The 10976-nt window shown below is 55.0% G+C and carries 10 protein-coding genes and 2 CRISPR repeat arrays; of the genes, 4 read left to right on the plus strand and 6 right to left on the minus strand.

Features of this window, described 5'->3' with window-relative positions; translation table 11 throughout:
* The first annotated feature begins 38 nt into the window (after positions 1–38).
* Positions 39–1115, plus strand: coding sequence for an alanine racemase (alr, locus tag Dpoa2040_RS12350; protein WP_042872663.1), 1077 nt, complete (start codon positions 39–41; stop codon positions 1113–1115).
* Positions 1116–1243: 128 nt separating this feature from the next.
* On the opposite strand, the gene Dpoa2040_RS12355 is transcribed toward alr, so the two are convergent.
* Together Dpoa2040_RS12355 and Dpoa2040_RS12360 are read right to left on the minus strand one after the other, a co-directional pair.
* Positions 1244–1492 carry a DUF1471 domain-containing protein gene (locus Dpoa2040_RS12355; protein WP_042872664.1) on the minus strand — a complete coding sequence of 83 codons (249 nt, stop codon included), beginning with the start codon at positions 1490–1492 and terminating at the stop codon, positions 1244–1246.
* A gap of 243 nt (positions 1493–1735) precedes the next feature.
* Positions 1736–2503 (minus strand): transporter substrate-binding domain-containing protein, encoded by a 768-nt coding sequence (locus Dpoa2040_RS12360; RefSeq protein WP_168641427.1) that lies wholly within the window; start codon positions 2501–2503, stop codon positions 1736–1738.
* A gap of 199 nt (positions 2504–2702) precedes the next feature.
* A CRISPR array of direct repeats spans positions 2703–3158; the repeat unit is 28 nt; unit sequence GTGAACTGCCGCGTAGGCAGCTTAGAAA.
* 354 nt (positions 3159–3512) lie between these two features.
* Between Dpoa2040_RS12360 and Dpoa2040_RS12365 the strand changes: the two genes are divergently transcribed.
* From Dpoa2040_RS12365 to Dpoa2040_RS12375, 3 genes are all read left to right on the plus strand, one after another.
* Positions 3513–3989, plus strand: a complete 477-nt coding sequence (locus tag Dpoa2040_RS12365; RefSeq protein ID WP_168641428.1) for an Lrp/AsnC family transcriptional regulator — start codon at positions 3513–3515, stop codon at positions 3987–3989.
* Between the two features lie 253 nt (positions 3990–4242).
* Complete coding sequence (locus tag Dpoa2040_RS12370; protein WP_168641429.1) at positions 4243–4857, plus strand: YitT family protein; 615 nt, start codon at positions 4243–4245, stop codon at positions 4855–4857.
* A 41-nt stretch (positions 4858–4898) separates the two neighbouring features.
* Positions 4899–6092 carry an amino acid aminotransferase gene (locus Dpoa2040_RS12375; RefSeq protein ID WP_168641430.1) on the plus strand — a complete coding sequence of 398 codons (1194 nt, stop codon included), beginning with the start codon at positions 4899–4901 and terminating at the stop codon, positions 6090–6092.
* Positions 6093–6510: 418 nt separating this feature from the next.
* A CRISPR array of direct repeats spans positions 6511–6959; the repeat unit is 28 nt; unit sequence TTTCTAAGCTGCCTGTGCGGCAGTGAAC.
* Between the two features lie 129 nt (positions 6960–7088).
* Here Dpoa2040_RS12375 and cas6f read toward each other — a convergent pair.
* Genes cas6f through csy1 form a run of 4 tightly spaced genes read right to left on the minus strand, consistent with a single transcriptional unit; the run spans position 7089 to position 10962 of the window.
* On the minus strand, positions 7089–7643 hold the full coding sequence (gene cas6f / locus Dpoa2040_RS12380) for a type I-F CRISPR-associated endoribonuclease Cas6/Csy4 (protein WP_042872676.1): 555 nt from the start codon (positions 7641–7643) through the stop codon (positions 7089–7091).
* Between the two features lie 4 nt (positions 7644–7647).
* Positions 7648–8676, minus strand: coding sequence for a type I-F CRISPR-associated protein Csy3 (gene csy3 / locus Dpoa2040_RS12385; protein ID WP_168641431.1), 1029 nt, complete (start codon positions 8674–8676; stop codon positions 7648–7650).
* A 16-nt stretch (positions 8677–8692) separates the two neighbouring features.
* Positions 8693–9652 carry a type I-F CRISPR-associated protein Csy2 gene (gene csy2 / locus Dpoa2040_RS12390; protein ID WP_168641432.1) on the minus strand — a complete coding sequence of 320 codons (960 nt, stop codon included), beginning with the start codon at positions 9650–9652 and terminating at the stop codon, positions 8693–8695.
* Positions 9649–10962, minus strand: coding sequence for a type I-F CRISPR-associated protein Csy1 (gene csy1, locus Dpoa2040_RS12395; protein WP_168641582.1), 1314 nt, complete (start codon positions 10960–10962; stop codon positions 9649–9651). Before csy1 ends, csy2 begins: the two co-directional genes overlap by 4 nt.
* Positions 10963–10976: the final 14 nt, after the last annotated feature.

The following is a 10976-nucleotide window of genomic DNA, read 5'->3' on the forward strand; positions in this document are numbered from 1 at the left end:
TCACCGTCGATGATAAATACATGCACTAAGGACTCAGAATGAAAACGGCAACCGCCGTCATTGATCGTCAGGCTTTGCGTCATAATCTGCAACGTATCCGGAAGATGGCGCCACAAAGCCGGCTGATCGCCATCGTCAAAGCCAACGCTTACGGGCACGGCGCGGTGGAAGCCGCCCACGCCTTTTCCGACGCCGACGGTTATGGCGTTTCCCGTCTCAGCGAAGCACTGGCGCTACGCGCCGCCGGCATCACCAAACCCATCCTGCTGCTGGAAGGCTTTTTTGCCGCCGAGGAGTTGCCGCTGCTGGTCGAACACCAGCTGGAAACCGCCGTGCACTGCGAAGAACAACTGGCGGCGCTGGAACAGGCGCGCCTGACGCACCCGCTGACCGTCTGGATGAAGATCGACACCGGAATGCACCGTCTTGGCGTGCTGCCGGAACACGCCGACGTGTTTTATGCCCGACTGTGCGCCTGCTCCAGCGTAGTGCAACCGGTGAACATCATGAGCCACTTTTGCCGCGCCGATGAACCACAGGCAGACACCACCCAACGCCAGCTCGACTGTTTCGACGCCTTTGTGCAAGGCAAACCGGGTCGCCAGTCCATCGCCGCCTCCGGCGGGATTCTGCTGTGGCCGCAGTCTCATCGTGATCAGATCCGCCCCGGCATTATCCAGTACGGCGTCTCGCCGCTGGCGCAGGGCGATGCCAGCCAATGGCAGCTCAAACCGGCGATGACCCTGACCTCACACCTGATTGCGGTGCGCGAACACCACGCCGGCGAACCCGTGGGATACGGCAGCACCTGGGTTAGCCCACGCGACACCCGCCTCGGCGTGATTGCCATCGGCTACGGCGACGGCTATCCGCGCGACGCCCAAAGCGGCACCCCGGTGTGGATCAATGGCCGCGAAGTCCCGCTGTCTGGCCGGGTCTCGATGGACATGATTACCGTCGATCTGGGACCAGACGCACAGGATAAGGTCGGTGATGAAGTGATTTTGTGGGGTGGCCCACTGCCGGTAGAGAAAATCGCCGCCCACAACGGCACCAGCGCCTATGAGCTGGTTACCCGACTGACCACACGCACCCAGTTGGAGTACATCGGCTAGCCTCCTGGCGCTCATGGCGAAGCATCGCCTCTTCTCATCACGCAAAAAGCCCGAACCCCGGATAATCCGGGGTTCGGGCTTTCTCACTAACCACTGAGCCGTTCAGCGAATAAAAACGCACTCAATAATTAGTTATACAGCTCAGCAACGGCGCGCATCTGGTCATCACCGGTAGCGGAGATGATACGGAAAGATTTGGCGCCAGCGGCATCGGCTTTGGCAGACAACTGAGCCTGCACATCATCCAGATTATAACCGGTGGCGGAAACGGTACCCAGGTCACGGCTCGATGCCGACTGCACTTCAGTCGCCGCCATAGAACCGAAAGAAATAGTAGCCAGAGCGATAGCAGCAACAACAGTTTTGATTGATTTCATGATAAGCCTCTTCACATTATTCGGGTCGGGAAGACGTGATTGCCTTCGATGTGAAGCAGGATAGCGCCGTTAGCAGGCTGTTAAAATCGGGTTAATTTGCCGATTGCACTCAAAAAAATTGAATAAAAAAAGCACCAAAAGATAAGCAAAAACTATCTCATGGTGCACAACAATGGTTCATTATTCCGATATATACGGTAAACTACAAAAATTTACATTACGTTAAACGCATTTAGCCAACTTTTATTCCACTTTACCCAACCATTCAGAAATTATATTCCGATATTCACCGGTCGATTTCGACAGATGCAGCCATTGATCCACATATAACTTCCAGCTCATGTCGTCACGCGGCAACATGTAAGCTTTCTCGCCATACTGCATTGGCGAAGCGGGGTTAACCGCACACAACTGCGGATAACGCTTCTGCTGGTACAACGCCTCCGACGCATCGGTAATCATCACATCCGCCTGCTTATCCACCAGTTGCTGAAAGATGGTCACGTTGTCATGCAACGCCAGATGGGCATTCGGCAAATGGGCGTGAACAAATGCCTCGTTGGTGCCACCCGCCGGTTCGATGACCCGCACCGAGGGCTGATTAATCTGCGCTATTGTCTGGTACTTGTCCTTGTCGTCGCAGCGCACCAGCGGGATCTTGCCATCCACATCCAGCGTGCTGGAGAAGAACGCCTTTTTCTGACGATCTAACGTGACGGAAATCCCGCCCATGGCGATATCGCACTGACCGGACTGAAAATCTGGCATCAGGGTTTTCCAGCTGGTTTTCACCCATTCCACCTTCACGCCCAGGCTTTTCGCCAGCGACTGTGCCATGGCGATATCGATGCCTTCGTAGTCACCATCCGCACGCAGCGAGGTATACGGCTTATAGTCCCCGGTGGTGCACACCTTCAGCACCCCGCGTTCCTGCACCTGATCAAGATGAGACGCCGCGCTGGCGCCACCGGCCAGCCCCCACAACAGAATTAGTGAAAACCGTTTTTTCATGAAAGTTCCTTGCAAAGCTGTCTGACAAAAGCGCCACTGTAACATGCCGTTTCAGCGAATGTCGGTTTGGACCTTTTTTTCGACCACGTATAACTCGTTGATTTTTAATCATGATAATCGCAGGTATAAAAAAAGGGTTTTCCGGGTGAAAAGCCCGATTTCCCTTTCAACATCAAGCCATAAGCGATAAATTGCTACAGTGAACTGCCGCGTAGGCAGCTTAGAAATTCATTCCTTGCGGGACAAATCGAGCAGGAAAGTGAACTGCCGCGTAGGCAGCTTAGAAACCGGATCATCAATCTGGTCTGGAGTGACGTAATGTGAACTGCCGCGTAGGCAGCTTAGAAATGTAACATTGAAAATCAGGCCAGAAGACCTCAGTGAACTGCCGCGTAGGCAGCTTAGAAATTCGACGAGGCGGGTAAACTCAGCACGCAGTTGTGAACTGCCGCGTAGGCAGCTTAGAAAGTTGCATGTTGCATAAAGAGCAAGCTGGCAAAGCAGCCGGTGAACTGCCGCGTAGGCAGCTTAGAAAGAACCGGCGGTGCTACGACCAGCCCTCCGCGTGTGAACTGCCGCGTAGGCAGCTTAGAAACAAATACGTAAACATTAATTCCAGCGGAGATAGTGAACTGCCGTGTAGGCAGCTTAGAAAAGACAAGCGGCTCATCAGATATCGTCACACACGCAGCAATTATCAGGCCAACCCCAACACCATTTACCAGCAGGGCGTGTTTAAGGTACTTAACAAACTGAATCAGATGAAAAAAATCCCCACTCTCACGTTTATTGCAGCAATGCGATTATCACGTTGATTTAGTGTGTAAATAGTTCAAAACCTGCACACAACCGACATATTGACGGGTCGCTATGCACTACCATGAACCAGAACAGTGCTGCCGGGCAGCAGAAAAAACACGCTGACCCCATCAGGATGCCAAACAACAAACTTTCGGAAGCCAAAAAAGCTGCTAGTCTGTAGCTTTTGTATTTCTGGGAAAGCAGGGCTATGTACAACATTGATGATTTTGACTTGAAGATCCTCACACTGCTGCAGGCAAATGGACGCCTTACCAATCAGGAACTCAGCGATCTGGTGGGGCTATCGGCCTCACAGTGTTCTCGTCGTCGCATTGCCCTCGAACAGGCACAACTGATTATGGGGTATCACGCCCGGCTGGCGCCGGATGCCGTCGGGCTGGACCTGATGAGCCTGATAGAAGTACGACTACTCAATCACACCGAGGAGTGCGTAGACAACTTTCACCAGATGCTGGGTGAAGTCGATGCCATTATTGATGCCTACAAAACCACTGGCGACGCAGATTACATGCTCAAAGTCGCGGTGGCGGACCTGCACGGCCTGAGCGAGTTAATCAGCGAGATTCTGGCGCGTAACAAAAGCGTGGCGCACCTGAAAACCTCGGTGGTGCTCAACCGTCTGAAAGAGAACGGGTTAATGGTCTCAACGGTTTCCGTGCTCTGATTTGGTGCAGGCATTGCTTCATGATGGTGCGGGTCACATAACTCCCGCACAAATCGATGCCAGCACGCACAAGATCTACACAAATAAAAAGTTAAATACACGATACGTGTAAATAAATTCATTTAGCTCTTTCAATAAGTTAACGTTATTCCTGCGTAAAAAAACGTCAACTCGCCACATCAGCCGTGCCAGATGGTGTGCTTTTTGCTTGAAAAGACCGGTATTTTTTCTTTCTTTTATCGGGCTTGTTTCCATGGATAACGTCATCACCCCACAACCGGTTTCACATACACTGCTGGAAGACATTCTGGCACTGCTTATCGGCACTCTGATGGTGTCTTTCGGGGTCATTTTGCTGCGTCAGGCCGGCGCGCTGACCGGCGGCACCGCCGGAATGGCATTTTTGCTGCACTACGCCACCCGCCTCTCGTTTGGTACCGCATTCTTTTTGCTGAATCTGCCATTTTATTACCTCGCCATTCGGCGCATGGGCTGGCCGTTCACCATCAAAACCTTCTGCGCGGTGGCGCTGGTGTCGCTGTTTTCCGACCTGCACCCGTTATTCATTCACTTTGACCACCTGCAACCGATTTACGCCACGCTGTTTGGCAACCTGATTATGGGGCTGGGGTTTATCGTACTGTTCCGCCACCGCGCCAGCCTGGGCGGGATGAATATTCTGGCGCTCTATTTACAAGATAAAAGCGGAATCCGCGCCGGAAAATTCATGATGGCGGTAGATGTGACCATTGTACTGGCTTCCCTGTTCGTGGTAAGCATACCGATGCTGATCGCCTCGGTGCTGGGTGCAGCGGCGCTGAATCTGATTATCGCCATGAATCATCGCCCTGGCCGCTATACCGCCTAGCGAACAGCCTGATTTTTTATACCTGAGGAGAGTGACCAACCGTGTTCCAAAATGTCGATGCCTACGCTGGCGACCCTATCCTGTCCCTGATGGAGAAATTCAAGCAGGACCCACGTACTGATAAAGTGAACCTCAGCATCGGGTTGTATTACGACGGCCAGGGCGTTATTCCTCAGTTACACGCGGTCAATGCCGCAGAAAGCCAGATGCAGGACGAAGCGCAGCAGGCATCGGTCTACCTGCCGATGGAAGGTCTGGCCGCTTACCGCAGCGCGGTACAGACGCTGCTGTTCGGCGAACACCACCCGGCGCTTAGTGCGCAGCGTGTCGCCACCATCCAGACGCTGGGCGGCTCCGGCGCGCTGAAAGTGGGGGCCGATTTCCTTAAACGTTATTTTCCGGATTCCGAAGTCTGGGTCAGCGACCCGACGTGGGAAAACCATATCGCCATTTTCTCCGGCGCCGGTTTTCAGGTGCATACCTACCCGTACTTTGATGCCGACACGCTGGGCGTCAACGTAGAAAGGATGATAGGCGCACTGAAACAGCTGCCGCCGCGCAGCATCGTGCTGCTGCATCCGTGCTGCCACAACCCGACCGGCTCAGACCTGACCCACGCCGAGTGGGACCGCGTGATCGACGTGTTGATCAAAGGCGAGCTGGTGCCGTTTCTGGATATCGCTTATCAGGGCTTTGGCGGCGGCATGGACGACGATGCCTACGCCATCCGCGCTATCGCCAGCGCCGGCTTGCCTGCGCTGGTCAGCAACTCGTTTTCCAAAATCTTCTCGCTGTATGGCGAGCGCGTTGGCGGGTTGTCTGTAGTCTGTGAGGATCAGGACGCGGCCAGTCGCGTACTCGGTCAGTTGAAAGCCACCGTGCGCCGCAACTACTCCAGCCCGCCGAACTTCGGCGCACAGGTGGTATCACGCGTACTGAACGACAGCACGCTCAACGCCAACTGGCACGCAGAAGTGGAAGCAATGCGCCTGCGTATTCAGGAAATGCGCCAGACGCTGGTGAACGAACTGAAAAAAGCGCTGCCGGAGCGCAACTTTGACTACCTGCTGACCCAGCGCGGCATGTTCAGCTACACCGGCTTTAGCGCCGCACAGGTAGACCGCCTGCGCGAAGAATTCGGCGTATATCTTATCGCCAGTGGCCGTGTCTGCATCGCCGGGTTAAATCATCACAACGTACAGCGCGTGGCGGCGGCTTTCGCTGCCGTACAGTAAGTTATTCCTTTCACTTTTTTACGCCCCTTTTCCTCCAGCCGGTAACGGTTGGGGGATTTTTTTCCTTGCAGGAAACGGCTATGCCCGCCGGGGATGGGCTGTTGGCAACAGCCGGGGGCTGCTGGCGAATGTGTTTGTCGAATGTATGTGGGGGCGGTGGGTGGTTTCGTGCGGGATAGACCGTGTCGCCTCTTTGCTACATCATCGCACGCACGACAAGGAGAGGTGCAAGCGCCACCTCTCCTTGACCTCTGGCTTGATGGCTAAACTACGCCGCTGACGCGGTACCTTCGGCGTTCGCCTTCGCTGTTCGGACCGCCCATTACGCGTTCCTTACGCGGAATGGGCTTGCACGGCATCCATGCCGTGCATCCGGCGAAGTCGCCCACCTCAGCGTAGTTTTAACGCCAGTAAACCCGTCAACCGCTGCCTGTGCGGCAGTGAACTTGACACAATGAATGTGTGGGCTGGATATAACTTTCTAAGCTGCCTGTGCGGCAGTGAACTCCAACCGGAAACCATTGCAATACGTGATAGTTTTCTAAGCTGCCTGTGCGGCAGTGAACAGAGCAGGCCGTGTCTATATCCTGCTGAGTCATTTCTAAGCTGCCTGTGCGGCAGTGAACACGGGCTAAAGACTGGAGACGAATTTTTTAGCTTTCTAAGCTGCCTGTGCGGCAGTGAACAAATGCAGGTTTCCTGTTCGATTTGTCCCGCAATTTCTAAGCTGCCTGTGCGGCAGTGAACGCGGCACGGTGCCAGCGGTCGTTTTTGCCTTATTTCTAAGCTGCCTGTGCGGCAGTGAACGATCGAGCTGTCGGACACCGGCCTGATGAGATTTTCTAAGCTGCCTGTGCGGCAGTGAACTGTAGCGAATCATCGCTTATCGCCTGATTGTTAAAGAAAAACCGCCGTTTTTCCGAAAAAACCCTTTTTTCTGGCGGCCAGATTGCGGTATTAAAAATCAATACGTTACAACTGGCCGCCAAAAAAGGGTCAAAACCACGGGATGGTGGCGGTCGCGCTTAAGCCGTAGCTGGAGAATGTACCGGCGACCGGTTTATCCTGCAGCGGGCCGTGCTCGACAAACAGTAAAAACGTTTGTCCGCTGGAAAGGCTACGCAGCGGCAGATACGGCAGCGAAGTGCGTTTTTCCACCGCGTAGGGAATGCGGGTGGCGGCTTCGTCCGCAGTCATCCGGCCTTTGCTCACCGCCCGGCGGCGCAGGCGCTCGGCGTTGCTTTTCACCTGCACCCGCCGCACGGTGCGGTACTGCGCACCAGTTGGCACCGGTAATACATTGGTGATGGTGCTATAGTCGCGCAGCCCTGTGCGCCAGCCGGTTTGTTCCAGTGCCGTCAGTGCCTGCACGCTGCCGTGCAGCCGCAACCGTTCCCCCAGCGTTTTGCTCACATCCGGGAAACTCACACCGATGGCGCCTGTCGCTTGCTGCCCCAACGCCCGGTGCAGCTTGGCGAACAGCGCGCTTAGCAACTGCACCGCGCTGAACTCCAGGTCGGGCAACACCCGAATCTCGATATAGTGGTCCATAGGGTTACTCGTCTTTTTTACCTTTCTCACCTTTCTCACTAAACACCCCGCCGCGAATCAGTGTGGCGATCACGTAGTGCTGCTGCTCTACGTCTGGCGGGTTGCCGTTGAGAACCCAGTTATCCAGCAGGGTGTAAAAATCCTTCTTGTCCTTCGGCTGGCGATACGCACGGCCACGGCTGGTGACAGAGCCATAGGGTTCAACCGCAATCGGCCCAGTTTTCGTCGCTTCCGGGTGCCAGTCATCCACCGTGCGCAGCGCATTGCCGATTTTCTGGGAGTGCATCGCCGCCACACCGTTAACCTGATACAGAATTTTGCTCTTTCGGTCACGATCAGATTCATTTGAGCGCACTAGCTCTTGCGACGGGAACACCTCCTGCCCGTTGCCCAGTTTCACCTGCGCTTCCACACAGAAAAACGCCGAATCGCTGCCCGCCAGCACCTGCTCAATCACCGCAGCCAGCTCAGCCAATGCGCCTGAAGGTTGGCTAAACTGGCGCAGCGAGTAGTCTTCGCCGTTAAATTCCCAGCGCTTATCGTCGTGCGTCACCACCACCTGCACCGCTTCGGCACCAATACGGTTTCGCCACAAGAAGCGACCGCTGGCGATATTCTCGGCGTAACGCGCTGCCAGCACGCCAAAGCCCGGCTCGCGGGCGTAGCCATTAATCAGTTCCGTCAGCGCCTGCTGGTAATCCTGATTGTTACACACCGACGGCAGCGCCAGGTTACCCAGTACCCGCAGTGTAAAAACCACTTTCAGCGTGTCGGCATCAAACGGCAGCGCGGCGACATCGACGGGCTGTATATTAGGATTCTCAATACTTTTCATGAATTTGCCCGGATCACTAACCAACGCGCCAGACTGTCGGTTTGATATGGTGCCGCGTACCGATTTTTCCTGAATCACCACCGGCTGCCAGTTCTCCTGCTGCCAGTTGCCCGCCAGCATCAGCGCATCGGAATTCGCCAGTTTGCGCTCAAACGCCAGTACCGTTGGGGTTTTCAAGGTGGTTGCTGCTTTCGCCATGGTTTCAATCCTTGTCTCAGTAGTTGAATTCAAGTTCGTCGTAATCATCATCTGCTGCACTGTCTTCATCGTTGACAGTTTGCAGGCAGCGGTAAGTGTGGTGTTGATTGTCGCGTTGATAGAGGTAACGCCAGAAAATACGGTTGATGTCGTCAATACGGTGTGCGCCGCGCCACTCGCCAACACCGTAAATGGCTTCGGCAAAACAGAACGGAGTGGACGGGTCACGGGTTTTCTCCACCTCGCCGGGGGCATACAACGGCGAAATAGCGCGGTAGCCGGTCATCAGCGGCACCAGATAGCCGCCTTGCGGTTTTGGCAGTGGCTGCCAGTTCACCTCATCACCTGAGGAGCGCTCCGCCTGGAATTTCAGGGCAGCGAAATCGAGCCAGGCATCCAGCATGTCCGCCTGCGGATTGGCCTGTTGCAGGGTGTCAAGATGCGACGATAACAGCGCCGTGCGGTCCAGCAACACAAAGCCCGGCAGTAAACGACGCATCAGGCTGCGGGTGGCTGCGCCATTGGTGGGGATGTCATGGAAGCTCACCTGGTCAAGCGCCATATCCACAATCAGCCCGCCCGCCAGCCGCTGCTGTAGTACCTGTTGCTGCACCTGCTGGCGAAGCGCTTCGCGCCCGTCTTCACCGGGCAACATGCCGTGGCATTCGATAAGCAGCGACACGGTGAGGTGCATCCGCCCCTCTTCGTTAAAAGCGGCGGTTTTTCCCTCTTTGGTCAGCGGGTTACGCGTCAGCGCAAAGCTACGGTTCCAGCCGTTGCCGTGAGCGTGAACCTGATGCTGATGGCACACCACGCCGCAGCCTTCCAGCCGCAAACCGTGAGATGCCTGCAACTGGCGCGACAACGCATGGGTAAAGCCGAGAAAATGACTGATGGCGGGAAAGCCGTAGGTGTGCCCGGCAATAGTGTTGGCGTTTTCCACCACAATACACCGCAGAATCATCAGCTTGCTCATGCCCGTTCCTCCTTCAGCGCACGCTCGGTTTCCCGCAGCCGTTGCTTAAACAGCGCGGCGGTTGACCACTCACGGCGCTCCACCTCGCCGAAAATCAGTTTTTCGTGCTGCAATCGCGCATTCAGCCACTGGCCAAATTCATGGGCGACGTCCTGCTGCCAGTCGCCCATATCACGCTCACGCAGAAAAGCGGAGTCCCGCGAGCCGCGCTGTGGGTCAAGCCACAATTGCAGGTGGCGTTTCAGACAAGAATCAACGCTCCAGCCCGCCGGGTACTGGTTTTGTACTGTAACGACATAGTCGAATAAGGTGTCGATCAACTGGTCGAGGTAACGCCGACGCTGATTGCGAATATCGCGGTTGTTGTCCACGTCTTTGACGCTGAGCAAAAATTTTCGCATCGCACTGAGTTGATCGCGAGTCCGTGTATACAGCTCACCACGGTTACGAAAGATAGTGTCATGCTTAAGCGGCGGTTTATCCTGACTGCGCCACTGTGGCGGCGCACCGTTGAGCAGATAGGAGCGACCGCTGCGGGCGGAATTAAGCGCGGAAATATTTTGCGGCTTGGTGCCGCCCATATTCTGCACCGCAATACCGGGGTAGCTGACATCAACCTCACCATGCCAGCGCTTATCATACCGGGCTTTAGCCTGCTCACTGAAGAGCACCGCGTTCAGGCGTTGGTCCAGCGTCTGCGACAACGAAGAAGAATAAAGCGGGCTTAACAGATGGTATTGCCCGTCCCCCACCGGGAAGTAGATCTGTTTAGCGAGGGAATGAGAACTGGGCTGCTTATCGCTCAGCACTTGCTTAAACCCAGCCAGCCACTGCGCAAGCTGCTCCGGGTTTTCCGCCAGCGCTTCCAGTGCGCGGTGGTCACCGCGCTGTAACGCCGCCAACAGCGAATCACCCTGATGCTCTTCGGTCAATAATTTTGCAATACCAAGAACCGCCGCCGTATCAACCGCAGTATCTAAAACTGGGTGACTTAATGATGCCGTGGATAAAAAAGGTAGCGATAGATCCTTGAACAAATCTAATCGGCTACTTCCTTTTGCTGAACTGTGGGTAAATTTCAAAACATGCGTTGCTCGTTTTATTTTGTACGCTTTCGGCGCGTTGTCCGTCAGCCAAGTGCGCACTATTTCAAGCCGTTCCTGTTCCAGCTTCAATTCCATCGCAGCCAGCGCTTCGCCGCTTAACGACATTCGCTGTTTGTCAGCGACTTTATCGAGAGCATCCAGCTTAGATTTCTCTTTATCGTTGATATAACTGACAATAAACTGCGTTAATTCACTCTCTTCCATGCCTCCTCCTGTCA

Origin of the sequence: Dickeya sp. CFBP 2040 (assembly GCF_012273755.1) — a bacterium.
Taxonomy (GTDB): domain Bacteria; phylum Pseudomonadota; class Gammaproteobacteria; order Enterobacterales; family Enterobacteriaceae; genus Dickeya; species Dickeya poaceiphila.

Coding starts and splice junctions, on each gene's coding strand:
- csy3 (WP_168641431.1), bottom strand. CDS start 8,676: ATGGCGAAAGCAGCAACCACCTTGAAAACCCCAACGGTACTGGCGTTT.
- cas6f (WP_042872676.1), bottom strand. CDS start 7,643: ATGGACCACTATATCGAGATTCGGGTGTTGCCCGACCTGGAGTTCAGC.
- csy2 (WP_168641432.1), bottom strand. CDS start 9,652: ATGAGCAAGCTGATGATTCTGCGGTGTATTGTGGTGGAAAACGCCAAC.
- Dpoa2040_RS12360 (WP_168641427.1), bottom strand. CDS start 2,503: ATGAAAAAACGGTTTTCACTAATTCTGTTGTGGGGGCTGGCCGGTGGC.
- Dpoa2040_RS12355 (WP_042872664.1), bottom strand. CDS start 1,492: ATGAAATCAATCAAAACTGTTGTTGCTGCTATCGCTCTGGCTACTATT.
- alr (WP_042872663.1), top strand. CDS start 39: ATGAAAACGGCAACCGCCGTCATTGATCGTCAGGCTTTGCGTCATAAT.
- Dpoa2040_RS12370 (WP_168641429.1), top strand. CDS start 4,243: ATGGATAACGTCATCACCCCACAACCGGTTTCACATACACTGCTGGAA.
- csy1 (WP_168641582.1), bottom strand. CDS start 10,962: ATGGAAGAGAGTGAATTAACGCAGTTTATTGTCAGTTATATCAACGAT.
- Dpoa2040_RS12365 (WP_168641428.1), top strand. CDS start 3,513: ATGTACAACATTGATGATTTTGACTTGAAGATCCTCACACTGCTGCAG.